Raw genomic sequence first — 23,255 nt, 5'->3', positions numbered from 1 at the left:
GGCGAGGCGTCACAGTCGGTGCCGGAGGTGGTACCGATGAACGCACCGAGCGCATCGAGCGCATCGAGCACGACGAGTAGTACGCCGGGTACGACGGGCACGACGGGCACGACGAGTACGCCGAGCGGGCCGGGGGCGTCGAGCCCCGCGAACCCGAGGAACGCCCTCGGGCGGTACGGCGAGCAGCTCGCGGTCCGCAGGCTGACCGAGGCCGGGATGAGCATCCTCGCGCGGAACTGGCGCTGCGGACGCACCGGAGAGATCGACATCGTCGCCCGGGACGGGGACACCGTCGTCGTGTGCGAGGTCAAGACCCGGCGGGACGGCGCCTTCGAGCACCCCATGGCCGCCGTCACCCCCGCCAAGGCGGACCGGCTCAAACGCCTCGCGGCCTGCTGGCTCGACCGCCACGGCGGACCACCGCCCGACGGCGGCGTCCGCATCGACCTCGTCGGTGTCGTCCTGCCCCGTCGGGGTGCCCCGGTCGTCACCCACGCCCAGGGGGTGGCGTGATGGGATTCGCCCGCACCTGTTCCGTCGCCCTCGTCGGGGTCGAAGGAGTCGTCGTCGAGGTCCAGGCCGATCTGGAAGCCGGAGTCGCCGCCTTCACCCTCGTCGGGCTGCCCGACAAGAGCCTCACCGAGAGCCGCGACCGCGTCAGGGCGGCCATCGTCAACTCCGACGCCGAATGGCCCCAGAAGAAGCTCACCGTCGGACTCAGCCCCGCCTCCGTCCCCAAGGGCGGTTCCGGATTCGACCTCGCCGTCGCGGCAGCCGTGCTCGGCGCCGCCGAGCGGATCGACCCCCGGGGCATCGCCGACCTGGTCCTCATCGGCGAACTCGGCCTCGACGGCCGCGTCCGGCCCGTACGGGGTGTCCTGCCCGCCGTCCTCGCCGCCGCCGAAGCCGGCTACCGGCAGGTCGTCGTCCCCGAACAGACGGTCGGCGAAGCCGCGCTCGTCCCCGGGGTCTCCGTCCTCGGCGTACGCAGCCTGCGGCAGCTCATCGCCGTCCTCTCCGACGAACCCGTCCCCGAAGAGGAACCCGCGGAGGAGGGGCGCCCCGACGCCATGCTCGCCGGACTCCTCGTCCCCGGCGCCGGTGTGGGCACCGGCCTCGCCGCCGACCCGCTCGACGGACCCGACCTCGCCGACGTCGCCGGCCAGCACGGCGCTCGCCGCGCCCTGGAAGTCGCCGCCGCGGGCAGCCACCACCTGCTGCTCTCCGGGCCGCCCGGCGCCGGCAAGACCATGCTCGCCGAACGGCTCCCCGGCATCCTGCCGCCCCTCACCCGCCAGGAGTCCCTGGAAGTCACCGCCGTCCACTCCGTCGCCGGCATCCTCCCGCCCGGCGAACCGCTCGTCCGGCGAGCCCCCTACTGCGCGCCCCACCACTCCGCGACCATGCAGTCACTCGTCGGCGGCGGCAACGGACTCCCACGCCCCGGCGCCGTCTCCCTCGCCCATCGCGGAGTGCTCTTTCTGGACGAGGCGCCGGAGTTCTCCGGAAAGGCGCTCGACGCCCTGCGGCAGCCCCTCGAATCCGGGCACGTCGTCGTCGCCCGCGCCGCCGGGGTCGTCCGGCTCCCCGCCCGCTTCCTGCTCGCACTCGCCGCCAACCCCTGCCCCTGCGGACGGCACACCCTGCACGGCGCCGGCTGCGAGTGCCCCGCCTCCCTGATCCGCCGCTACCAGGCCCGGCTCTCCGGTCCGCTCCTCGACCGCATCGACCTCCGGGTCGAAGCCGAACCCGTCACCCGCTCGGACCTTCTCGGCCAGGGCGGACGCGGCGAACCCACCGCCACCGTCGCCGACCGCGTCCGCGAGGCGCGTGCCCGCACCGCCGCCCGGCTCGCCGGCACCCCCTGGACCGTCAACAGCGAGGTGCCGGGTCACGAACTGCGCACCCGCTTCCTCGTCGGTCCCGGAGCCCTCGCCGCGGCGGAGCGGGACATCGAGCGCGGACTGCTCACCGCCCGTGGCCTCGACCGGGTCCTGCGCGTCGCCTGGACCGTCGCGGACCTCGCGGGCCACGACCGGCCCGACGCCCAGGACGTCGACCTCGCCCTCGAACTGCGTACCGGCATCGCCCGGGGCGTAGCGGTGGGGGCGGGGGGCCGCGCATGACCTCCGACGACGAACGCCTCGCCCGCGCCGCCCTCACCCGTGCCGTCGAACCCGGCGACACCCACGCCGGCCGGTGGCTGCGGGAGTACGGAGCCCCGGGGTTCCTGGAGCGGCTGCGGGACCCGGCGGGCGCCCAGGAGGGCGCCCTGTTTCCCGGCACCGGGGAGAAACGGGTCGACGGGTGGCGGCGCCGGGCCGCGGCCGTGGAACCGCGGCGGGACCTGGAGACCGCCGAGGCGCACGGCGGCCGGCTCGTCGTTCCCGGCGACGCGGAGTGGCCCCGCCAGCTCGACGACCTCGGCGACGCCCGGCCCGTCGGGCTCTGGATCCGGGGCCCCGCCGACCTGAGGGCCTGGGCGCTGCGCTCCGTCGCCGTCGTCGGCGCCCGTGCCTGCACCCCCTACGGCGCCCACATGGCCACCACGCTCGCCTCCGGACTCGCCGAACAGGGCTGGGTCGTCGTCTCCGGCGCCGCCTTCGGTGTCGACGGCGCCGCCCACAGGGGAGCGCTCGCCGCACAGGGCGCCACCGTCGCCGTCCTCGCCTGCGGCGTCGACGTCCCCTACCCCCGCGGCCATGCCGGACTCATCGGACGCATCGCCGAACAGGGACTCGTCATCGGCGAGTTGCCACCCGGCAGTCACCCCACGCCCAGCAGATTCATCCTCCGCAACCGGGTCATCGCCGCCCTGACCCGTGGCACCGTCGTCGTCGAGGCCGAGTACCGCAGCGGCTCCCTCGTCACCGCCCGCTCCGCAGCACGGCTCGGCCGCCACACCATGGGCGTCCCCGGAGCCGTCACCAGCGGTCTCTCCGCGGGCGTCCACGAACTCCTGCGCGGCGAGGCCACCCTCGTCACCGACGCCGCCGAAGTGATCGAACTCGTCGGGGACATGGGTCAACTCGCCCCGGCGCGGCGCGGACCCGTCCTGCCCAGGGACCTCCTCGGCCCCGACGCCGCCCGCGTCCTCGAAGCCATGCCCGCGGGGCGCCCCGCACCCGTGAGCACGATCGGCGACCGGGCCGGCTCGTCCACCGACGACACCCTCGCCCGACTCTACGAACTGCACTCCCTGGGGTTCGTCGAACGGCAAGGAGACGACTGGCGGTTGACGAACACCGCCACGGAAGGGGCGAATGTGCGGCGAGGCGGTACGTGACCCGGAGCATTCGGGTGAAATGGTGATGGTGATGAACCAGCCAGTTCTCCAGGTCGGACCCCGGCGGCCGAAGCGCGCCTCCGCCCGGGTTCGAAAGCGTGGCCGAGGACGGCCACCCGGAGCGGTGCGATCCGCAGAGGTTCGCACACCGCGACGGTCCAGTCACGCTACGCTCACCAGGATTCCCTGCCGGACACCCAGACCGACCAACCCGCCAGCAGAACGGCTCAAGGCAACGCATGCCCCAGCACACCTCCGGGTCTGACCGCGCTGCGGTGCCCCCAGCAGCCCGGGGCACCGTGCGACCACCCGCACCGACATCGCTCGACGAGCTGTGGCGGTCGTACAAGGACACGGGCGACGAGCGGCTGCGGGAACAGCTGATCCTGCACTACTCGCCGCTGGTCAAATACGTCGCGGGCCGCGTCAGCGTGGGGCTGCCCTCCAACGTGGAACAGGCCGACTTCGTCTCCTCCGGAGTCTTCGGGCTGATCGACGCGATCGAGAAGTTCGACGTCGAGCGGTCGATCAAGTTCGAGACCTACGCGATCACCCGCATCCGCGGCGCGATGATCGACGAGCTCCGCGCCCTGGACTGGATCCCGCGCTCCGTCCGGCAGAAGGCGCGCAACGTCGAGCGCGCCTACGCCACCCTCGAGGCCAAGCTCCGCCGGACCCCGACCGAGAGCGAGGTCGCGGCCGAGATGGACATCGGTCTGGAGGAACTGCACGCGGTTTTCAGCCAGTTGTCCCTGGCGAACGTCGTCGCGCTGGAGGAGCTGCTCCACGCGGGCGGCGAGGGCGGCGACCGGCTGTCGCTGATGGACACCCTGGAGGACACCGCGGCTGACAACCCGGTCGAGGTCGCCGAGGACCGCGAGCTGCGCAGGCTCCTCGCCCGGGCCATCAACACCCTCCCCGAGCGGGAGAAGACCGTCGTCACGCTCTACTACTACGAGGGCCTCACGCTCGCCGAGATCGGCCAGGTCCTCGGCGTCACCGAGAGCCGTGTCAGCCAGATCCACACCAAGTCCGTCCTGCAGCTGCGGGCCAAGCTGGCCGATGTAGGACGCTGACCGCGCGCGGCCGGTCGTATGGTGGAGCCGTGCCCAGGATTCGAGCGGCCTCCGTGGCCGAGCACCGGACGATGCAGCGCGGCGCCCTGCTGGACGCCGCGCGTTCCCTGCTGTCCGAGGGCGGTACGGAGGCGCTGACCTTCCCCGCCCTCGCCGAGCGCACGGGCCTCGCCCGCTCCTCGGTGTACGAGTACTTCCGCTCCCGCGCGGCCGTGGTCGAGGAGCTGTGCGCCGTCGACTTCCCCGTCTGGGCGGCCGAGGTCGAGACGGCGATGGCGGCGGCCGACACCGCCGAGGGCAAGGTGGAGGCGTACGTACGCACGCAGCTGCAGCTCGTGGGCGACCGGCGCCACCGCGCGGTCGTCGCCATCTCCGCCAGCGAGCTCGACGACGGTGCCCGCGAGAAGATCCGCGCCGCCCACGGCGGGCTCGTGGCCATGATCGTCGAAGCCCTCGCCGACCTGGGCCAGGCCCAGCCCCGCCTGGGCGCGATGCTCCTCCAGGGCGTCGTCGACGCGGCGGTGCGCCGTATCGAACTGGGCGCGGCCGAGGACCCGGACACCATCGCCGAGGCCGCGGTCTCCATGGCCCTCCGCGGCGCCACCGGCTGACCGGGCCGTGACGGACCGGACCCCGGAGCACGCCCCGACGGCCCACGCCTCGATCACCTTCGTGCGCCGTGTCGACGGCCTGCGCCATCTCTTCGCGAGGGACGGCGAGCAGTACGGCCGCCCGGCATACCGCCGCACGGACGGCCAGGTGCGGTGCCTCTGGGCGCCCGGCCTCGGCTGGCACTGCGAGATCGCCGACGGCCTCGTCACCGCCCACCCCGTCGACGGCACCGGCGACGAGCCCGGACCTCCGGCGACCGTGTGGCGCAGCTTCAAGGGCGACCGTTCCTACCTCTACGACCTCGTGCCCTCCGGGAACGGCGGCTGATCCGTCACCGGGAGCAGTCTCGACGGGGCGCGGCGCAGGAGCAGCAGGGGGTTCAGGTAGGTGTCGCCACGCAGCAGGCCCCAGTGCAGACAGGACTCCGGGCAGTGGGTGTTCCCGGGCGGCGGGGGAGCGAGCGTGGCGACCGGGTCGCCACGGGTGACGGCGGTGTCGGCAGTGACGCGCGGTTCCACCGGTTCGTACGTCGTGCGCAGCGGCGGCTCCCCGGTGCCCGGCACGGTGATGGTGAGGGCCCCGCGGCCGGCCACCCGGCCCGCGAACGTGACCACGCCCGATGCCGCCGCACGGACCGGGGTGCCCACCGGTGCGGCCAGGTCGACTCCGCGGTGCCCGGCCGCGTACGGGCCGGCCGGTGGTTCCCAGCCGCGGACGATCTCCGGGCGTGGCGGGCCCAGGGGCCAGGTCAGCGCCAGGGCGAGAAGAAGGTGCGTCATGAGGTGCATGGGGACACCGTCCCGCAGCCGCCCGATTCGCGATGATCATGGTTGATATCTGTGGATTACCGGCCGGTTGTGGACAGCGCCGTCACCCGGCACCCCCGGGGTCCCGTACACTTCCTATGGCGATCCGGGTCACCGGGTCGACTTCGCACGCCCCGCCACTCAGCCCTCACCGGTCGTGGCAGCGCCTTTCGGTCCCTCGCGGCACGGCGCGCCGGGGTGTCAGGACATAACCGAGAAACACAAGGAGATACGGCCATGGCCGTCGTCACGATGCGGGAGCTGCTGGAGAGCGGCGTCCACTTCGGTCACCAGACCCGTCGCTGGAACCCGAAGATGAAGCGCTTCATCTTCACCGAGCGCAACGGCATCTACATCATCGACCTGCTCCAGTCGCTGTCGTACATCGACCGCGCCTACGAGTTCGTCAAGGAGACCGTCGCCCACGGCGGCTCCATCATGTTCGTCGGTACGAAGAAGCAGGCCCAGGAGGCCATCGCCGAGCAGGCGACGCGTGTCGGCATGCCCTACGTCAACCAGCGTTGGCTCGGTGGCATGCTCACCAACTTCTCCACCGTCTACAAGCGTCTGCAGCGCCTCAAGGAGCTCGAGCAGATCGACTTCGAGGATGTGGCCGCGTCCGGCCTCACCAAGAAGGAGCTCCTGGTCCTCTCCCGCGAGAAGGCCAAGCTGGAGAAGACCCTCGGTGGTATCCGTGAGATGCAGAAGGTGCCGAGCGCCGTCTGGATCGTCGACACCAAGAAGGAGCACATCGCCGTCGGTGAGGCGCGCAAGCTCCACATCCCGGTCGTCGCGATCCTCGACACCAACTGTGACCCCGACGAGGTCGACTACAAGATCCCGGGCAACGACGACGCGATCCGCTCCGTCACCCTGCTCACCCGCGTGATCGCCGACGCCGTCGCCGAGGGCCTCATCGCCCGCTCCGGCGCCGCGACCGGCGACTCGAAGCCGGGCGAGAAGGCCGCCGGCGAGCCGCTCGCCGAGTGGGAGCGCGACCTGCTCGAGGGTGAGAAGAAGGCTGACGAGGCCGAGGCTCCGGCCGCCGCCGAGGCCGAGAAGACCGAGGCTCCGGCCGCCGAGGCTGCCGAGGCCGCTCCGGCCGCCGAGGCTGCCGACGCTCCGGCCGCCGAGGCCGAGCAGGCCTGACCCACGACCCGGCCTTCACAGGTCAGGTCCGGTTGGTTGTATCGGATGTCGACGGCGGAGGCGCGCGTTGCCTCCGCCGTCCACCCGTAGATCTTTCAGACTTCGAGAGAGAAACTCAGACTCATGGCGAACTACACCGCCGCTGACGTCAAGAAGCTCCGTGAGCTCACCGGCGCCGGCATGATGGACTGCAAGAAGGCTCTGGACGAGGCCGACGGCAACGTCGACAAGGCCGTCGAGGCCCTGCGCATCAAGGGCCAGAAGGGCGTCGCCAAGCGCGAGGGCCGCTCTGCCGAGAACGGCGCCGTCGTCTCCCTCATCGCCGACGACAACACCTCCGGTGTCCTCGTCGAGCTGAAGTGCGAGACGGACTTCGTCGCCAAGGGTGACAAGTTCCAGGCCGTCGCCAACGCGCTCGCCGCCCACGTCGCCGCCACCTCCCCGGCCGACCTCGAGGCGCTGCTCGCCTCCGAGATCGAGCCCGGCAAGACGGTCCAGGCGTACGTCGACGAGGCCAACGCCAACCTGGGCGAGAAGATCGTTCTCGACCGCTTCGCGCAGTACGCCGACGGCTTCGTCTCGGCCTACATGCACCGCACCATGCCCGACCTGCCCCCGCAGATCGGTGTTCTCGTCGAGTTCGACAAGGAGAACGCCGAGATCGCCAAGGGCGTCGCGCAGCACATCGCCGCCTTCGCGCCGAAGTACCTCACCCGTGAGGACGTCCCGGCCGAGGTCGTCGAGACCGAGCGTCGCGTCGCCGAGGAGACCACCCGCGCCGAGGGCAAGCCCGAGGCCGCGCTCCCGAAGATCGTCGAGGGTCGCGTCAACGGCTTCTTCAAGGACGCCACGCTGCTCGGCCAGCCGTACGCGCTGGACAACAAGAAGTCCGTCCAGCAGATCCTGGACGAGGCCGGTGTCACCCTGAAGCGCTTCTCGCGCATCAAGGTCGGCATCTGAGTCCGTACGCGACGGACACCGGGCCCGGGTAGGGTCTGAAGCAGTCGCCCACGCTCGCGTAGGACGACCGCAGTTCTGACGAGGAGGCCATTGCCGTACGGGAAACCGCAAGGACCCACCGGCAATGGCCTTCGTCGTATGTGCACGAGGAGATCTCCATGAACCAGAGCGCCGTACAGGGCGACGACAACCACGGCAAAAAGGCCGGCCGCTTCATGCTGAAGCTGTCCGGTGAGGCATTCGCCGGAGGCGGCGGTCTCGGCGTCGACCCCGACGTCGTGCACAAGATCGCCCGCGAGATCGCCGCGGTCGTACGCGACGGGGCGGAGATCGCGGTCGTGATCGGCGGCGGCAACTTCTTCCGCGGGGCCGAGCTGCAGGTGCGCGGCATGGACCGGGCCCGCTCCGACTACATGGGCATGCTCGGCACCGTCATGAACTGCCTCGCCCTCCAGGACTTCCTGGAGAAGGAGGGCATCGACTCCCGCGTCCAGACCGCCATCACCATGGGCCAGGTCGCGGAGCCGTACATCCCGCTGCGGGCCGTGCGCCACCTGGAGAAGGGCCGTGTGGTCATCTTCGGCGCCGGCATGGGCATGCCGTACTTCTCCACCGACACCACGGCCGCCCAGCGTGCCCTGGAGATCGACGCCGAGGCCCTGCTCATGGGCAAGAACGGCGTCGACGGGGTCTACGACTCCGACCCGAAGAAGAACCCGGACGCGGTGAAGTACGACGCGCTGGAGTACGGAGAGGTCATCTCCCGCGACCTCAAGGTCGCCGACGCCACCGCCATCACGCTGTGCCGCGACAACAAGCTGCCGATCCTCGTCTTCGAACTGCTCGCCGAGGGCAATATCGCTCGCGCGGTGAAGGGTGAGAAGATCGGCACTCTCGTGAACGACCAGGGCACCCGGGCCTGAGCCTCGGCTCGAACCGGGTACCTCCCCGCCAGGGGATGGACAGGGCCCTGCCGGTCGTACACCGTGCAGGACAAGACGCGACGACACGCAGGAGCAAGTGGTGATCGAAGAGACCCTCCTCGAGGCCGAGGAGAAGATGGAGAAGGCCGTCGTGGTCGCCAAGGAGGACTTCGCCGCGATCCGCACCGGGCGTGCGCACCCGGCGATGTTCAACAAGATCGTGGCGGACTACTACGGTGCGATCACGCCGATCAATCAGCTGGCGTCGTTCTCGGTTCCCGAGCCGCGCATGGCGGTCGTGACCCCGTTCGACAAGAGCGCGCTGCGCAACATCGAGCAGGCGATCCGTGACTCGGACCTCGGCGTCAACCCGAGCAACGACGGCAACATCATCCGTGTGGTGTTCCCGGAGCTGACCGAGGAGCGCCGCCGGGAGTACATCAAGGTCGCCAAGGGCAAGGCCGAGGACTCCAAGATCTCCATCCGCTCCGTCCGCCGCAAGGCGAAGGAGACCATCGACAAGCTGGTCAAGGACGGCGAGGTCGGCGAGGACGAGGGCCGCCGCGGGGAGAAGGAGCTCGACGACACCACCGCGAAGTACGTCACGCAGGTGGACGAGCTGCTCAAGCACAAGGAAGCCGAGCTGCTCGAGGTCTGATGAACGACTCTTCCTGGGGGGCCCCGGCCGGTTCCGGCTACTGGGGGCCCGACCAGGGGCCTGCCCCGGCGGGTCCCGCATACGATGGGCTGCAGGCGGCGCAGACTCGGCCCATGCCCATCGTGCCCGACGTCCCCGCCGGCGATCACCAGGACGACCACGACCGGGGGGCCGCTCAGCCGAGCGGTCCCCTGTTCCGTGACGAGACGCCGAACGAGCACCCGCAGGAGCCCATGTCCAGCCCGTCCCAGCCCGCTGCCCCGCAGAAGAAGAGCGCGGGGCGCGATCTGGGCGCCGCGATAGGGGTCGGTGTCGGTCTGGGCGCCGTCATCATCGCCTCCCTGTTCATCTGGAAGGCCGCGTTCGTCGGCGTCATAGCGGTCGCCGTCGTGGTCGGTCTGTGGGAGCTCACCTCCCGTCTCCAGGAGCGCAAGGGCATCAAGGCGCCGCTCGTCCCGCTGGCCGTCGGCGGTGCGGCGATGGTCGTGGCCGGCTACGTCCGCGGCGCCGAGGGGGCCTGGGTCGCCATGGCCCTGACGGCGCTCGCGGTGCTCGTGTGGCGGATGACGGAACGGCCCGAGGGCTATCTGAAGGACGTCACGGCGGGCGTCTTCGCCGCGTTCTACGTACCGTTCCTCGCGACGTTCGTGGCACTGATGCTCACGGCCGACGACGGCGCGGAGCGTGTGCTCACGTTCCTGCTGCTCACGGTCGTCAGCGACACCGGCGCGTACGCGATCGGCTGGCGCTTCGGCAAGCACAAGCTGGCTCCGCGGATCAGCCCCGGCAAGACCCGCGAGGGCCTGGTCGGAGCAGTCACGTTCGCGATGGCGGCGGGTGCGCTCTGCATGGAGTTCCTGGTCGACGGCGGCTCGTGGTGGCAGGGCCTCCTGCTCGGCCTGGCGGTGGCGGCGAGCGCGACACTCGGTGACCTCGGCGAGTCGATGATCAAGCGAGACCTCGGCATCAAGGACATGGGCACCTTGCTTCCGGGCCACGGCGGCATCATGGACCGCCTGGACTCGCTGCTGCCGACGGCGCCGGTCGTCTGGCTGCTGCTGGTGCTGTTCGTCGGTACCACCTGATCTTCCACGCTCCCTCACGAGGGGCCCGCCGCTCACGAGCGACGGGCCCCTCGTGCGTCCGGCCCAGGGCCCGTTCGGGCGCCGGGGGACGGGACGTCCGGCGGCGGCCCCGGCGTCGGCGCGGTGGGCCGGCCGGCCCCGTGAGAGGTCGCCTGGCCGGTCACCTCGCCGGTCGCCGTCGGAGGGAAGGCGCCACGGGTACGGCCATGTGGTGGACGGCTACGGCGGGTCTCGGTCTCCTCGGGGTCGTCGTTGGCACGATGCGGCCATGACACCCAGGGGAGGAAGTCCGGAAGCTCCGGCGGGGGCGCGTCTCGTCCTGCTGACGCTCGCGGCCGGGCAGTTCCTGATGGCGCTGGACAGCTCCGTCATGAACGTGTCGATCGCGACGGTCGCCGACGACGTGGGCACCACCGTCACCGGGATCCAGGGCGCCATCACGGCCTACACGCTCGTGATGGCGATGTTCATGATCCCCGGGGGCAAGGTCGGGGCGCTGATCGGGCGTAAGCGTGCCTTCATGATCGGCTGCGTGATCTACGGCTGTGGCTCGCTGACCACGGCGCTGGCACCGAACCTTCCCGTGCTGCTGGTCGGCTGGTCCTTCCTCGAAGGGATCGGGGCGGCGCTCATCATGCCCGCGATCGTGGCGCTGGTGGCCGGCAACTTCGCCACGGAGCGACGCCCCACGGCGTACGGGATCGTGGCGGCCGCCGGAGCGGTGGCCATCGCTCTGGGGCCGCTCATCGGGGGCGTCGCCACGACGTACTTCTCGTGGCGCTGGGTCTTCGCCGGCGAGGTCCTCGTCGTGCTCGTCATCCTGGTGTTCGCCCGCCGCATCGCCGACACCGTGGGCGAGGAGCGCTCGCGGATCGACCTCGTCGGAGCCGTACTGTCCGCGCTCGGGCTCGGGATCTTCGTCTACGGCGTGCTCCGCTCCGACGAATGGGGCTGGTTCCGGCCCAAGCCGGACGCGCCCTCCTGGCTCGGCGTCTCGATGGTCGTGTGGTCGATGCTGGTGGGCCTGCTCCTGGTATGGCTCTTCCTCCGCTGGGAGGCGCGGATCGCCGCGCGCGGCGGGGAGCCGCTCGTCGACCCGGCCATGCTGCGGAACAAGCAGCTCACCGGCGGTCTGACGATGTTCTTCTTCCAGTACCTCGTCCAGATGGGCGTGTTCTTCGTCGTCCCCCTCTACCTCTCCGTCGCCCTGGGGCTGTCCGCGCTGGCGACCGGGGCGCGGATCCTGCCGCTCTCGCTGACGCTGCTGGCGGCGGCCCTCCTGATCCCCCGGTTCCTCCCGGACGTCTCGCCCCGGCGGGTGGTCCGGCTCGGGGTGTTCGCGCTGCTCGCGGGCGCGGTCGCGCTGATGGCGGCACTCGACGCCGACGCCGGCGCGGAGATCGTCACCGTCCCCCTGCTGCTGATCGGGCTCGGCATGGGCGCGCTGGCCTCGCAGCTCGGTGCGGTGACCGTGTCCGCCGTGCCCGACAGCCGGAGCGCGGAGGTCGGCGGCGTGCAGAACGCCGTCACCAACCTCGGCGCCTCGATCGGTACGGCCCTCGCCGGGTCGCTCCTGATCGCCGCGCTCACGGCGTCGTTCCTCACGAGCGTCGAGCAGAATCCGGCGATCCCGTCCGACGTCAAGAGCCGGGCCGCCGTGGAACTCCAGAGCGGTGTCCCCTTCCTCTCGGACGCCCAGCTCACGGCGGCGCTCGACGAGGCGGGCACCTCCGAGGCGGTCACCGCGGCAGCCCTGGACGCGAACGCGGCCGCCCGTCTGGACGGCCTGCGAGCGGCCCTGGCGATCCTCGCCCTCTGCTCGCTCCTCGCTCTGTTCTTCACGCCGCGTATCCCCTCCACCCAGCCGGGCTCTCCACGCACCGGCGGCTGAGCGGGGGCGCCGCGGACCGCCCGGATCTAGCGTGGACGTAAGCCGACAGGCCACCGAAGGGATCAGGCGATGAGCAACGCGATGGACAAGGCCAAGGGCAAGTTCAAGGAGGTCACCGGAAAGATCACCGGCAACGAACGGCTGGAGACCGAGGGCAGGACGGACCAGGCGAAGACCAGGATCCGCGAGACGATGAAGAGCGTCCGGGAACGGGCGGAGGGCATCAAGGACTCCCTGAAGCGCGACCACTCCTGACCCGCTCGGGCATCTGCCGCACCTTGCGGTGCGGCCTCCCGAGCCCGCGCCCGCTCCTGAGCCCGCGCCAGGGCCATGCGCCTGTGCGCCGCCGCCCCAGGGGGGTGAGTTTCGTCTGCGACACTGGTACCACCATGCCCAAGCCCGGAGAACTCACTTTCGTCGCCCCCCGCGGAGCCAAGAAGCCGCCGCGGCACCTTGCCGACCTCACGCCCGCCGAGCGCAAGGAGGCCGTCGCCGCGATCGGCGAGAAGCCGTTCCGCGCCAAGCAGCTGTCCACGCACTACTTCGCGCGGTACGCCCACGACCCCGCCGAGTGGACCGACATCCCCGCCGCCTCCCGCGAGAAGCTGCAGGGTGAGCTGCTGCCCGACCTGATGTCCGTGGTCCGGCACATCTCGTGCGACGACGACACCACCCGTAAGACCCTGTGGAAGCTGCACGACGGCACGCTCGTCGAGTCCGTGCTCATGCGCTACCCCGACCGGGTCACCATGTGTATCTCCTCACAGGCCGGCTGCGGGATGAACTGCCCGTTCTGCGCCACCGGGCAGGCCGGCCTCGACCGGAACCTGTCGACCGCCGAGATCGTGCACCAGATCGTCGACGGGATGCGCGCCCTGCGCGACGGCGAGGTGCCCGGGGGGCCGGCGCGGCTCAGCAACATCGTCTTCATGGGCATGGGCGAGCCGCTCGCCAACTACAAGCGGGTCGTCGGCGCGATCCGCCGGCTCACCGACCCCGAGCCGGACGGGCTCGGCCTGTCGCAGCGCGGCATCACGGTCTCCACCGTCGGTCTCGTGCCCGCGATGCTCCGCTTCGCCGACGAGGGCTTCAAGTGCCGGCTCGCCGTCTCGCTCCACGCGCCCGACGACGAGCTGCGCGACACCCTCGTGCCCGTCAACACGCGCTGGAAGGTCCGCGAGGTCCTCGACGCCGCCTGGGAGTACGCCGAGAAGTCCGGCCGCCGGATCTCCATCGAGTACGCCCTGATCCGCGACATCAACGACCAGGCCTGGCGGGGCGACCTCCTCGGCCGGCTGCTCAAGGGGAAGCGGGTCCATGTGAACCTGATTCCGCTGAACCCGACGCCCGGATCGAAGTGGACCGCGTCCCGGCCCGAGGACGAGAAGGCCTTCGTCGAGGCCATCGCCGCCCATGGCGTCCCCGTCACCGTCCGTGACACCCGCGGGCAGGAGATCGACGGCGCCTGTGGACAGCTCGCGGCGTCGGAGCGCTGACCTTGTAGTCTGTGCTCGAACACATCTCCATATTCCGACAGGGGAGCGCCACAGCGCTGAGAGTGCGGTCACCGGACCGCAGACCCTCTGAACCTTGCCCAGGTCATTCTGGGTAGGAAGTTCGGTCGCAACTCGAGCTGTTGCGCCCTGCCCACCTTCGGGTGGGCAGGGCCGCGTCTCTTCCTGGTCACACCCAGGAGGAAATTTCAGTGAGCACCAAGAAGATGGCCGCGGCGGCGATCGCCGCCGCGCTGGGCGTCACCACCCTCGCCGCCTGCGGCACCGACGACGTCAGAGGCGCGGCGGGCAAGAGCGGTGAGCCCGCGCCGAAGACCGTGACCCTCGTGAGCCACGACTCCTTCAACGCCTCCAAGGAGGTCCTGGCGGAGTTCACCAGGCAGACCGGCTTCACCGTCAAGGTCCTCAAGAGCGGCGACGCCGGCGTGGCCGTGAACAAGGAGATCCTGACCAAGGGCTCCCCGCAGGGCGACGTCTTCTTCGGCGTCGACAACACCCTGCTCTCCCGCGCGCTCGACAACGGCATCTTCGAGCCGTACGAGGCCAAGGGCCTGGACGCCGTCGCCGCCGAGGCGAAGCTCGACAAGGAGCACCGGGTCACCCCGGTCGACACCGGCGACATCTGCGTCAACTACGACAAGAAGTACTTCGCCGACAAGAAGCTCGCGCCCCCGCAGACCTTGGACGACCTGGCCAAGCCGGAGTACAAGGACCTGCTCGTGGTCGAGAACCCGGAGAAGTCCTCTCCTGGCCTCGGCTTCCTCCTCGGCACGGCCGCCCGCTACGGCGACGACGGCTGGCAGGACTACTGGAAGAAGCTCAAGGCCAACGGCGTGAAGACCGTCGACAGCTGGGAGCTCGCCTACAACCAGGAGTTCTCCGGCTCGGCCGGCGGCCAGAAGGCCAAGGGAGACCGGCCGCTGGTGGTCTCGTACGCCTCCAGCCCGCCGGTCGAGGTCCTCTACTCCGAGCCGCAGCCGAAGGACGCGCCGACCGGCGTCTCCACCGGCACCTGCTTCCGGCAGATCGAGTTCGCCGGGCTGCTGAACGGCGCGAAGAACCCCGAGGGCGGCAAGGCGCTGATCGACTTCCTGATCTCGAAGAAGTTCCAGGAGGACATGCCGCTGCAGATGTTCGTCAACCCGGTCACCGAGGGCGCCCAGCTGCCCGAGCTGTTCACCAAGCACGGTGTGGTCGTCGACAAGCCGCAGACCATGGCGCCCGAGAAGATCGCCGAGAAGCGTGACCAGTGGATCCAGTCGTGGTCCTCGCTCGTCCTGAAGTAGCCCGTAAGCGGTCCGACCGCCGGGGGAGCGCGGCGCGGCTCGGCCTGATGGCCGTGCCCGTCGCCTTCTTCGCGCTCTTCTTCGCCTGGCCCGTCGCCTCGATCGTCGAACGCGGGCTGCGGGCCGACGGCGCCTGGCGGTTCGACCGGTTCGGCGAGACGCTCAGCCGGCCGGAGATCCTCGACGTCCTCTGGTTCACGCTCTGGCAGGCGCTCGCCTCCACCGCGCTGACGCTGCTGATCGCACTGCCCGGCGCGTACGTCTTCGCGCGCTTCGACTTCCCCGGCAAGGGGCTGCTGCGCGCCGTCGTCACCGTGCCCTTCGTGATGCCGACCGTCATGGTCGGTACGGCCTTCCTGGCGCTCGTCGGACGCGGCGGGCTCCTCGACGAGCTGTGGGGCGTGCGCCTGGACACCACCGTCTGGGCGATCCTCCTCGCGCACGTCTTCTTCAACTACGCCGTCGTCGTCAGGACGGTCGGCGGCCTGTGGGCGCAGCTCGACCCGCGCCAGGAGGAGGCCGCTCGCGTCCTCGGCGCCTCCCGGTTCACCGCCTGGCGGACCGTGACCCTGCCGGCGCTCGCTCCCGCCGTCGCCGCGGCCGCGCTGATGGTGTTCCTGTTCACCGCGGGATCCTTCGCCATCGTCCAGATCCTCGGCGGACCGGCGTACTCCACCCTGGAGACGGAGATCTACCGGCAGACGGTCGACCGCTTCGACCTGACGACGGCCGCCGTCCTCACCCTCGTCCAGTTCGTGGCCGTCGGCGTCGTCCTCGCCGTGCACGCCCGGACGGTACGGCGCAGGGAGACGGCCCTGAAGCTCGTGGCGCCCGAGCAGACCGCGCGGCGGCCCAGTGGCTTCGGCCAGTGGGCGCTCTTCGGCGGCGTCCTGGTCTCCATCGTCCTGCTGCTGGTGCTGCCCCTCGCCGTGCTCGTCGAGCGGTCCTTCGACACCCCGGGCGGGTACGGGCTCGACTACTACCGGGCCCTGCAGTCCGTCGACCCGTCCGGCACCTTCCTGGTGCCCATGGTGGACACGATCGGGAACTCTCTCCGGTACGCCCTGGTCGCCACCGCCTTCGCCCTCGTCATCGGCGGCCTCGCGGCGGCCGCCCTGACCCGGCGGGCCGGCCGGCTGGTGCGCGGTTTCGACGCGCTGCTGATGCTGCCGCTCGGGGTCTCCGCCGTCACCGTCGGCTTCGGCTTCCTGATCACGCTCGACGAGCCGCCGTTCGACCTGCGGGCGAGCTGGATCCTCGTGCCGCTCGCGCAGGCGCTGGTCGGTGTCCCCTTCGTCGTACGGACGATGCTACCCGTCCTGCGTGCCGTCGACGAACGGCTGCGGGAGGCGGCCGCCGTGCTCGGCGCCTCGCCGCTGCGGGCCTGGCGCGAGGTCGATCTGCCGCTGGTGCGACGGGCCGTGCTCATCGCTGCCGGGTTCGCCTTCGCGGTCTCCCTGGGCGAGTTCGGCGCGACCGTCTTCATCGCCCGGCCCGACAATCCGACCCTGCCCGTCGCCGTGGCCCGGCTGCTCGGCCGGCCCGGCGAGCTCAACTACGGTCAGGCCATGGCCCTTTCGACGATTCTGATGGTGGTGTGCGCGGTGTCCCTGCTGCTGCTCGAACGGCTCCGCGCGGGCCGGACCGCCTCCGGGGAGTTCTGATGCTGCACATCGAGGGCGCGACCGTACGGTTCGGGGAGCGGGCCGCGCTCGACTCCGTGGACCTGGAGGTGGCCGACCACGAGATCGTGTGCGTGCTCGGGCCGAGCGGCAGCGGCAAGTCGACACTGCTGCGGGCCGTCGCCGGACTCCAGGCGCTCGACGGCGGGCGGGTGCTGCTCGACGGCACCGACCAGACCGGGGTGCCCGTGCACCGGCGCGGCGTCGGGCTGATGTTCCAGGACCACCAGCTCTTCCCCCAGCGGGACGTGGGCGGCAACGTCGCCTTCGGGCTGCGGATGCACGGGGTGGAGCGGGTCGAACGGGACGCGAGAGTAGGGGAGTTGCTGGAGCTCGTCGGACTGCCCGGGGCCTCCGGGCGGGCCGTCGCCTCGCTCTCCGGCGGCGAGCAGCAGCGCGTGGCGCTCGCCCGGGCGCTGGCCCCCCGCCCCCGGCTGCTGATGCTGGACGAGCCGCTGGGTCAGCTCGATCGCGGCCTGCGGGAACGGCTCGTGGTCGAACTGCGCGGCCTCTTCGGCCGGTTGGGTACGACGGTGCTCGCCGTCACCCACGACCAGGGGGAGGCGTTCGCGCTCGCCGACCGGGTCGTGGTGATGCGGGACGGCGGGATCGCCCAGTCCGGGACACCGCTGGAGGTCTGGCAGCGGCCGGCCTCCGCGTTCGTGGCCCGGTTCCTCGGCTTCGACAACGTCGTGACCGGGACGGTGAGCGGCGCGGCCGCCGACACGGTGTGGGGCAAGATCCCGGTGCCGGACGGTTCGCCCGAGGGCGCGCGGCAGATCCTCGTACGCCCGGGCGGTGTCCGGCTGGTGCCCCCGGCCGACGGCCTGGCGTGCGCGGTCGAGGCCCGCACGTTCCGCGGCACGCACGTCGCGCTCCTCCTCCGTCCGGCCGAAGGACCGCCCCTGGAGGCGGAGTGCAGGCTCCACGACGCGCCGGAGGAGGACGCCGTGGTGGGCGTGACCTTCGCCGCAGACGAGGTCATGGTCCTTCCGGAGGGCTGACCCCTCCGGGTGGTCAGCGTTCGGGGCTCAGGCGGCGGAGGGCTTCCGGGGCCTCGTCGATCGAGTCGACCAGGGCGATGCGCGCCGCCATCGGGCGGTCCGCCGCGAGGGACCGGAGCAGCGGCCAGGCGGGCAGCCGCTCCGTCCAGTGCGCCGTGTCCACCAGGACCATGGGGGTGGGCTCTCCCCGCGACTCGTAGTAGTTCGGAGTCGTGTTGTCGAAGATCTCCTGCACCGTGCCGGCCGCGCCCGGCAGGAAGATCACTCCGGCGTCGCACCGGGCGAGCAGGCCGTCCTCCCGGGTGGCGTTGGCGAAGTACTTGGCGATGTGACCGGCGAACGGGTTCGGCGGCTCGTGGCCGTAGAACCAGGTGGGGATGCCGACCGAGTCGCCGCCTTCCGGCCAGCGGGACCGGACGTCGAAGGCGGCACGCGCCCACTCGGTGACGGAAGGGGTGAACGACGGGGCCTTGGCGAGGAGTTCGAGCGCTTCGTCGAGGACGTCGTCGGCGAGCGGGGCGGTGTACGCCCCCAGGTTCGCGGCCTCCATCGCGCCGGGTCCGCCGCCGGTCGCCACGGTGAGTCCGGTACGGGCCAGGGTCCGGCCGAGCCGGGCCGCTCCGGCGTAGGCGTCGCCGCCACGGCCCATCGCGTGCCCGCCCATCACGCCGGCCACCCGGGCGCCGTCGAGCAGCTCGTCCAGGGCGTCGGAGATCGCGTCGTCGTGGACGGAGCGGAGCATCGACGCGAAGACGTCGCCGTCGGCCTTCGTCCGTTGGTACCAGTCGTACGAGAGGAAGTCGGGGGTCGCCTCGTACCCCTCGTCCTCGACGCGGTCGAACAGTTCACCGGGGGAGTAGAGCCGGGCGCGGTACGGGTCGAACGGGAGATCCGGCACGGGCGGGAAGACGAGCGCCCCGTCGGCGCGGACCTTCGCCGCGGCCTCGGGCTGCAGCGCGCAGCCGAGGAAGACGGCGTCGGCGGTGGGGGTGGAGAGCAGGGCGAAGGTCCGGTCGGTCAGGTCGACCGACTGGACCCGGTACCCGAGGAGAGACCCTCGGGCGATCACCGCGTCGAACTCGGCGGGTGTGTGGATCTCGCGTTCGTGGCGGGTCATGGGGCCAGCGTAGGTCCCTGCGGCGCGGGCCCGAACCGGGCGGCCGCCCCCCCCGTTGACGGCGCCCAGGCGGGTGCGGTGGTGCCCCGGCGACGGCGCCCAGGCGGGTGCGGTGGGTGCCCCGGCGACGGCGCCCCGGGGCGACCGCCCGGTCCCGCCGCGGTGCCGGGGCCGCGTCGCGGCAATGCGAGGACCGCCCTCCGAGTCCTGGGACCCGCGCCCCCTCCCTCACGCCCCCAGCGGGACCGCTGCCAGGCGGCCGACCAGGATCGTCAGGGGGAGGAAGACCGCCGTCAGTGCGCCCGCGCGCATCAGTGCCGCCGAGCGGAGCACGGTGGGCGGGGCGCCCAGGCGGACCAGGGCCTCGGCCGTGTGGGCGCGGCACTGCCTGGACTCCAGGGCCGCCGTCAGCAGCGTCGCCGTGGTGCAGGTCATCACCAGCACCGCGCCCAGTCCGGTCAGCGGCCCGAAGCCGCCCGTCCCCGTGTCGTACAGCGTCGCCGCCGCGACCGCGCCCGAGGCCACCGCGCACACCACGCCCAGCGGGCGCCCGATGCGGCGGGACTCGTCCATCAGGACGCGTCCCGCGAGGAGCCGGGTCGCGCCCGGGCGGACCGTCTGGAGCAGCCGGCCGCACCAGTGGGTGATGCCGGGGCCCGCCATCGCGAGGCCGATCGCGGTGAGGATCCAGCCCGCGAGGACCCCCGCCGGGTTGCCGTCGAGGCGCCCCGGGAGTGGCAGCCCGCCGCCGTCGGCGCCCTGCCCCGCGTACGTCTCGACGGCGAGGCCGACCGCGAGCAGGGCCACGCCCCAGGGCAGTCCCGAGGGTGCCGTCCGCTCGACGCCGTCGGGGGCCGTGGGGCGCTTCCCGGGCCGCAGGGCGAGGCCGGCGGCCGTGGAGGCGGACACCGGGAGGACGGCGAGGAGCGTGAGCGCGGCGGCGAGCGGGATCGGGCGGCCCGCGGCGAGCAGCTCGGCGGCCGCGCCGTCGAACGGCAGGCCAGTGATGTCGCCGCGCAGGTGCAGGTAGAACAGCAGCGCGACCATCGAGCCGAGGGTGCAGGAGACGGCCGTCGAGGCCGCGGCGATCGCCGTGAGCCGGGCCGGTCCGAGTCCGATCGCCGAGAGCCCGGGGCGCGGCCGGGTGCTGGGGTCCGTACGGGCGACGGCGACCGCGAACTGCACGGTCGCGGCCATCGGGACCACGCACCACAGCAGCCGCAGGGTCGCGGCGGCCGACCGGTCCGGGTGACCCACGGCATACCCGAGCGTGCAGAGCAGCAGAAAGCCGACCCCCGCGGCCGCCGCGGCGACCAGGAGGCGCCGCAGCAGCACGAGGGGGTGGGTGCCGCGGACTAGACGGAGAGCGAGCACGCGGCGACGCCCTCCGCCCCGTTGGCCGGTGACGAGGAGCCCACCCGGCGGCCGTCGAGCAGGGCGACCGAGCGGTCGGCGAGTGAGGCGACCTCCGGGTCGTGCGTGGCGAGCAGCACCGTGATCCGGTGCGAGCGGGCCGCGGCCGTGAGCGTGCGGAGCACCTGGGCCCCGTCGGCGCGGTGCAGGGAGGCGGTCGGCTCGTCGGCGAAGAGCACGGACGGCGTGGTGACCAGCGCCCGGGCGATGGCGATCCGCTGCCGCTGCGACTGGGTCAGCGCGTGCGGACGCTTACGGGCGCAGGCGCCGATGTCCAGCCGCTCCAGCCACTCCATGGCGGATGCCTTCGCGGTCCGGTGCGAGACCCCGCGCAGCAGGAGCGCCAGGGCCGCGTTCTCCCAGGCGGTGAGCTCGGGTACGAGTCCGGGCTCGGGGTCGATCCAGCTGAATCGGTCGCGGCGCAGCCGTTCGCGCTGGACCGCCGTCAGGGTGTGCACGGGGCTGCTGTTGAACCAGACCTCGCCCTGCTGGGCGACGGTCTGCCCCGACAGGCAGCGCATCAGGGTGGTCTTGCCGCTGCCGCGCGGGCCGACCAGGGCGAGGATCTCGGCCTCGCGCACCCCCAGGGAGACGCCGGTCAGGACGTCCGAGCCCTCCAGGGTGCAGTGCAGGGAACGCGCCCAGAGCACGTCGTTGTCCGGTGGGGCCATCGCGTACACCTCGATGTCGGATCCGATTCTTGCGTTCCCCCGTCCGAGGGAACGAAGGGACGGGCCTGTCGGTCACTGGGCACCGTAAGGATTCAGATCCGTTTGTACGGACAGCACACGGCCCGGGTTGCCGCCATCCACTCGGATGGCGGCAACCCGGGCCGGGGTCACGCCGTGAGGGCGGCGTGAGGTCCTGCGTCCCCGCGCGGGGCGGGGACGGCGGGGAGGGTCAGAGCTTGGTCCACGCCTCGGTCAGCACCGAGCGCAGGATGCCTTCGATCTCGTCGAAGGTGCCCTGGTCGGCGATGAGCGGCGGGGCCAGCTGGATGACCGGGTCGCCACGGTCGTCGGCACGGCAGTAGAGGCCGTTCTCGAAGAGCGCCTTGGAGAGGAAGCCGTAGAGCACGCGCTCGGTCTCCTCGTCCGTGAAGGACTCCTTGGTGACCTTGTCCTTCACGAGCTCGATGCCGTAGAAGTAGCCGTTGCCGCGGACGTCGCCGACGATCGGCAGGTCGTGCAGCTTCTGCAGCGTCGAGAAGAAGGCACCCTCGTTGTCCAGCACGTGCTGGTTGAGGCCTTCCTTGTCGAAGATGTCGAGGTTGGCGATGGCGACCGCCGACGACACCGGGTGGCCACCGAAGGTGTAGCCGTGCAGGAAGGTGTTGTCACCCTTGTAGAACGGCTCGGCGATGCGGTCCGAGACGATGCAGGCGCCGATCGGGGAGTAGCCCGAGGTCATGCCCTTGGCGCAGGTGATCATGTCCGGCACGTAGCCGAACTTGTCACAGGCGAACATCGTGCCGAGGCGGCCGAAGGCGCAGATCGTCTCGTCGGAGACGAGCAGCACGTCGTACTGGTCGCAGATCTCGCGGACCCGCTGGAAGTACCCGGGCGGCGGCGGGAAACAGCCACCGGCGTTCTGCACCGGCTCCAGGAAGACGGCCGCGACGGTCTCGGGGCCCTCGAAGAGGATCTGCTGCTCGATCTGGTCGGCGGCCCAGCGGCCGAAGGCCTCGGGGTCGTCGCCGTGGATCGGGGCGCGGTAGATGTTCGTGTTCGGCACCTTGTGCGCGCCGGGGACCAGCGGCTCGAAGGGGGCCTTGAGGGCCGGCAGGCCCGTGATCGACAGGGCGCCCTGCGGGGTGCCGTGGTAGGCGACCGCACGCGAGATGACCTTGTACTTGGTGTGCTTGCCCTGCAGCTTGAAGTACTGCTTGGCCAGCTTCCAGGCGGTCTCGACGGCCTCGCCGCCACCGGTGGTGAAGAAGACCTTGTTCAGGTCGCCCGGGGCGTAGTCGGCCAGGCGCTCGGCCAGCTCGACGGCCTTGGGGTGCGCGTAGGACCACACGGGGAAGAACGCGAGCTCCTGGGCCTGCTTGTACGCGACCTCGGCCAGCTCCTTGCGGCCGTGGCCGGCGTTGACCACGAAGAGACCCGCGAGTCCGTCGAGGTACCGCTTGCCCTTGTCGTCGAAGATGTAGGTGCCCTCGCCACGCACGATGGTGGGCACGGGAGAGTTCTCGTACGACGACATGCGGGTGAAGTGCATCCACAGGTGGTCGTACGCGGTCTTGGACAGGTCCTGGGTCACGATTATCGAGTTCCCCACATATAGGTCTGCTTCTTGAGCTTGAGGTAGACGAAGCTCTCCGTGGAGCGCACGCCGGGGAGGGTTCGGATGCGCTTGTTGATCACATCCAGCAGATGGTCGTCATCCTCACAGACGACCTCCACCATCAGGTCGAACGAGCCCGCGGTCATGACCACGTACTCACATTCCGACATGGCAGTCAGTGCTTCCGCGACCGGATCAAGGTCGCCCTCGACGTTGATGCCGACCATCGCCTGCCGCCGGAGACCCACCGTGAGCGGGTCGGTGACGGCGACGATCTGCATGACGCCCTGGTCGAGCAGCTTCTGGACGCGCTGCCGGACGGCCGCCTCGGAGAGGCCCACGGCCTTGCCGATCGCGGCGTACGGACGGCGACCGTCCTCCTGGAGCTGCTCGATGATCGCCAGAGAGACGGCATCGATCGTCGGGGACGAACCGGAACCGGTTCTGGAGTTCGTGCTTTGACTGGCCACGCCCTCACTCTGCACCGAGACTCGTCGGTCTGGCAAG

Annotated in this window: 23 protein-coding genes and 1 riboswitch; of the genes, 17 read left to right on the top strand and 6 right to left on the bottom strand. The window is 71.4% G+C overall.

The annotated features are described in order from the left end of the window. Positions 1-36: 36 nt before the first annotated feature. From ACF1G2_RS12390 to ACF1G2_RS12365, 6 genes are all read left to right on the top strand, one after another. Positions 37-513 carry a YraN family protein gene (locus ACF1G2_RS12390; protein WP_391798233.1) on the top strand — a complete coding sequence of 159 codons (477 nt, stop codon included), beginning with the start codon at positions 37-39 and terminating at the stop codon, positions 511-513. After that, positions 513-2,126 (top strand): YifB family Mg chelatase-like AAA ATPase, encoded by a 1,614-nt coding sequence (locus ACF1G2_RS12385; RefSeq protein ID WP_391798232.1) that lies wholly within the window; start codon positions 513-515, stop codon positions 2,124-2,126. Before ACF1G2_RS12390 ends, ACF1G2_RS12385 begins: the two co-directional genes overlap by 1 nt. After that, positions 2,123-3,286 carry a DNA-processing protein DprA gene (dprA, locus tag ACF1G2_RS12380; RefSeq protein ID WP_391798231.1) on the top strand — a complete coding sequence of 388 codons (1,164 nt, stop codon included), beginning with the start codon at positions 2,123-2,125 and terminating at the stop codon, positions 3,284-3,286. Before ACF1G2_RS12385 ends, dprA begins: the two co-directional genes overlap by 4 nt. 239 nt (positions 3,287-3,525) lie before the next feature. Next, the gene (gene whiG / locus ACF1G2_RS12375; protein WP_361603659.1) at positions 3,526-4,362 is read left to right on the top strand and encodes an RNA polymerase sigma factor WhiG; all 837 of its coding nucleotides are present in this window, start codon (positions 3,526-3,528) and stop codon (positions 4,360-4,362) included. Positions 4,363-4,415: 53 nt separating this feature from the next. After that, entirely contained in the window at positions 4,416-4,973 is a 558-nt protein-coding gene (locus tag ACF1G2_RS12370) for a TetR/AcrR family transcriptional regulator (RefSeq protein WP_391798558.1), read from the top strand. 7 nt (positions 4,974-4,980) lie between these two features. Beyond that, positions 4,981-5,301, top strand: coding sequence for a hypothetical protein (locus ACF1G2_RS12365; protein WP_391798230.1), 321 nt, complete (start codon positions 4,981-4,983; stop codon positions 5,299-5,301). Here ACF1G2_RS12365 and ACF1G2_RS12360 read toward each other — a convergent pair. Beyond that, complete coding sequence (locus ACF1G2_RS12360) at positions 5,268-5,753, bottom strand: M23 family metallopeptidase (protein ID WP_391798229.1); 486 nt, start codon at positions 5,751-5,753, stop codon at positions 5,268-5,270. The two genes, ACF1G2_RS12365 and ACF1G2_RS12360, sit on opposite strands and share 34 nt — an antisense overlap. Positions 5,754-6,017: 264 nt before the next feature. On the opposite strand from ACF1G2_RS12360, the gene rpsB reads away from it, so the two are divergent. The 11 genes from rpsB (at position 6,018) to ACF1G2_RS12305 (ending at position 17,932) form a co-directional block, all read left to right on the top strand. Continuing rightward, positions 6,018-6,929: a 30S ribosomal protein S2 gene (gene rpsB, locus ACF1G2_RS12355; protein WP_391798228.1), complete on the top strand. Its 912-nt coding sequence runs from the start codon at positions 6,018-6,020 to the stop codon at positions 6,927-6,929. Between the two features lie 123 nt (positions 6,930-7,052). Next, entirely contained in the window at positions 7,053-7,889 is an 837-nt protein-coding gene (gene tsf / locus ACF1G2_RS12350; protein ID WP_391798227.1) for a translation elongation factor Ts, read from the top strand. A gap of 158 nt (positions 7,890-8,047) precedes the next feature. Next, the gene (gene pyrH / locus ACF1G2_RS12345) at positions 8,048-8,812 is read left to right on the top strand and encodes a UMP kinase (protein WP_352191873.1); all 765 of its coding nucleotides are present in this window, start codon (positions 8,048-8,050) and stop codon (positions 8,810-8,812) included. 100 nt (positions 8,813-8,912) lie between these two features. Then, positions 8,913-9,470 carry a ribosome recycling factor gene (gene frr / locus ACF1G2_RS12340; RefSeq protein WP_361603651.1) on the top strand — a complete coding sequence of 186 codons (558 nt, stop codon included), beginning with the start codon at positions 8,913-8,915 and terminating at the stop codon, positions 9,468-9,470. Continuing rightward, the gene (locus ACF1G2_RS12335) at positions 9,470-10,555 is read left to right on the top strand and encodes a phosphatidate cytidylyltransferase (protein WP_383177428.1); all 1,086 of its coding nucleotides are present in this window, start codon (positions 9,470-9,472) and stop codon (positions 10,553-10,555) included. Before frr ends, ACF1G2_RS12335 begins: the two co-directional genes overlap by 1 nt. A 268-nt stretch (positions 10,556-10,823) precedes the next feature. Beyond that, a complete protein-coding gene (locus ACF1G2_RS12330; RefSeq protein WP_391798226.1) occupies positions 10,824-12,446 on the top strand; it encodes an MFS transporter in 1,623 nt (540 codons plus the stop codon). A 69-nt stretch (positions 12,447-12,515) separates the two neighbouring features. Then, complete coding sequence (locus ACF1G2_RS12325) at positions 12,516-12,701, top strand: CsbD family protein (RefSeq protein ID WP_391798225.1); 186 nt, start codon at positions 12,516-12,518, stop codon at positions 12,699-12,701. Positions 12,702-12,835: 134 nt separating this feature from the next. Then, the gene (gene rlmN, locus ACF1G2_RS12320) at positions 12,836-13,942 is read left to right on the top strand and encodes a 23S rRNA (adenine(2503)-C(2))-methyltransferase RlmN (RefSeq protein WP_361603639.1); all 1,107 of its coding nucleotides are present in this window, start codon (positions 12,836-12,838) and stop codon (positions 13,940-13,942) included. Between the two features lie 29 nt (positions 13,943-13,971). After that, positions 13,972-14,079, top strand: a riboswitch (TPP riboswitch). 87 nt (positions 14,080-14,166) lie between these two features. After that, positions 14,167-15,246, top strand: coding sequence for a thiamine ABC transporter substrate binding subunit (locus ACF1G2_RS12315; protein ID WP_391798557.1), 1,080 nt, complete (start codon positions 14,167-14,169; stop codon positions 15,244-15,246). Positions 15,247-15,293: 47 nt separating this feature from the next. Continuing rightward, positions 15,294-16,910, top strand: a complete 1,617-nt coding sequence (locus tag ACF1G2_RS12310; protein WP_391798556.1) for an ABC transporter permease — start codon at positions 15,294-15,296, stop codon at positions 16,908-16,910. Beyond that, on the top strand, positions 16,910-17,932 hold the full coding sequence (locus ACF1G2_RS12305) for an ABC transporter ATP-binding protein (protein WP_391798224.1): 1,023 nt from the start codon (positions 16,910-16,912) through the stop codon (positions 17,930-17,932). Before ACF1G2_RS12310 ends, ACF1G2_RS12305 begins: the two co-directional genes overlap by 1 nt. Before the next feature lie 13 nt (positions 17,933-17,945). Here the strand turns inward: ACF1G2_RS12305 and ACF1G2_RS12300 are convergent, their stop codons facing one another. The 5 genes from ACF1G2_RS12300 to ACF1G2_RS12280 all read right to left on the bottom strand — a co-directional run bounded on the left by ACF1G2_RS12300 (position 17,946) and on the right by ACF1G2_RS12280 (position 23,218). Continuing rightward, a complete protein-coding gene (locus ACF1G2_RS12300) occupies positions 17,946-19,049 on the bottom strand; it encodes an LOG family protein (protein WP_391798223.1) in 1,104 nt (367 codons plus the stop codon). A 228-nt stretch (positions 19,050-19,277) separates the two neighbouring features. Then, a complete protein-coding gene (locus tag ACF1G2_RS12295) occupies positions 19,278-20,423 on the bottom strand; it encodes a hypothetical protein (RefSeq protein ID WP_391798222.1) in 1,146 nt (381 codons plus the stop codon). Next, on the bottom strand, positions 20,405-21,133 hold the full coding sequence (locus tag ACF1G2_RS12290) for an ABC transporter ATP-binding protein (protein WP_391798221.1): 729 nt from the start codon (positions 21,131-21,133) through the stop codon (positions 20,405-20,407). The genes ACF1G2_RS12295 and ACF1G2_RS12290 overlap by 19 nt, the downstream gene beginning before the upstream one ends. 229 nt (positions 21,134-21,362) lie before the next feature. Next, on the bottom strand, positions 21,363-22,742 hold the full coding sequence (locus ACF1G2_RS12285; RefSeq protein WP_352191864.1) for an aspartate aminotransferase family protein: 1,380 nt from the start codon (positions 22,740-22,742) through the stop codon (positions 21,363-21,365). After that, the gene (locus ACF1G2_RS12280; RefSeq protein WP_352191863.1) at positions 22,727-23,218 is read right to left on the bottom strand and encodes an Lrp/AsnC family transcriptional regulator; all 492 of its coding nucleotides are present in this window, start codon (positions 23,216-23,218) and stop codon (positions 22,727-22,729) included. The genes ACF1G2_RS12285 and ACF1G2_RS12280 overlap by 16 nt, the downstream gene beginning before the upstream one ends. Positions 23,219-23,255: the final 37 nt, after the last annotated feature.

Source organism: Streptomyces sp. NPDC013457 (assembly GCF_043089925.1).
Taxonomy (GTDB): Bacteria; Actinomycetota; Actinomycetes; order Streptomycetales; family Streptomycetaceae; genus Streptomyces.
Note: the sequence above shows the minus strand (reverse complement) of the source record. Positions and strands in the feature narration are given on the sequence as shown.

Bases quoted from the DNA above. Each gene is read 5' to 3' on its own strand.
- ACF1G2_RS12390 (WP_391798233.1), top strand. From the start codon at position 37: ATGAACGCACCGAGCGCATCGAGCGCATCGAGCACGACGAGTAGTACG.
- ACF1G2_RS12385 (WP_391798232.1), top strand. From the start codon at position 513: ATGGGATTCGCCCGCACCTGTTCCGTCGCCCTCGTCGGGGTCGAAGGA.
- dprA (WP_391798231.1), top strand. From the start codon at position 2,123: ATGACCTCCGACGACGAACGCCTCGCCCGCGCCGCCCTCACCCGTGCC.
- whiG (WP_361603659.1), top strand. From the start codon at position 3,526: ATGCCCCAGCACACCTCCGGGTCTGACCGCGCTGCGGTGCCCCCAGCA.
- ACF1G2_RS12360 (WP_391798229.1), bottom strand. From the start codon at position 5,753: ATGACGCACCTTCTTCTCGCCCTGGCGCTGACCTGGCCCCTGGGCCCG.
- rpsB (WP_391798228.1), top strand. From the start codon at position 6,018: ATGGCCGTCGTCACGATGCGGGAGCTGCTGGAGAGCGGCGTCCACTTC.
- tsf (WP_391798227.1), top strand. From the start codon at position 7,053: ATGGCGAACTACACCGCCGCTGACGTCAAGAAGCTCCGTGAGCTCACC.
- pyrH (WP_352191873.1), top strand. From the start codon at position 8,048: ATGAACCAGAGCGCCGTACAGGGCGACGACAACCACGGCAAAAAGGCC.
- ACF1G2_RS12335 (WP_383177428.1), top strand. From the start codon at position 9,470: ATGAACGACTCTTCCTGGGGGGCCCCGGCCGGTTCCGGCTACTGGGGG.
- ACF1G2_RS12330 (WP_391798226.1), top strand. From the start codon at position 10,824: ATGACACCCAGGGGAGGAAGTCCGGAAGCTCCGGCGGGGGCGCGTCTC.
- ACF1G2_RS12325 (WP_391798225.1), top strand. From the start codon at position 12,516: ATGAGCAACGCGATGGACAAGGCCAAGGGCAAGTTCAAGGAGGTCACC.
- rlmN (WP_361603639.1), top strand. From the start codon at position 12,836: ATGCCCAAGCCCGGAGAACTCACTTTCGTCGCCCCCCGCGGAGCCAAG.
- ACF1G2_RS12315 (WP_391798557.1), top strand. From the start codon at position 14,167: ATGGCCGCGGCGGCGATCGCCGCCGCGCTGGGCGTCACCACCCTCGCC.
- ACF1G2_RS12310 (WP_391798556.1), top strand. From the start codon at position 15,294: ATGGCCGTGCCCGTCGCCTTCTTCGCGCTCTTCTTCGCCTGGCCCGTC.
- ACF1G2_RS12305 (WP_391798224.1), top strand. From the start codon at position 16,910: ATGCTGCACATCGAGGGCGCGACCGTACGGTTCGGGGAGCGGGCCGCG.
- ACF1G2_RS12300 (WP_391798223.1), bottom strand. From the start codon at position 19,049: ATGACCCGCCACGAACGCGAGATCCACACACCCGCCGAGTTCGACGCG.
- ACF1G2_RS12290 (WP_391798221.1), bottom strand. From the start codon at position 21,133: ATGGCCCCACCGGACAACGACGTGCTCTGGGCGCGTTCCCTGCACTGC.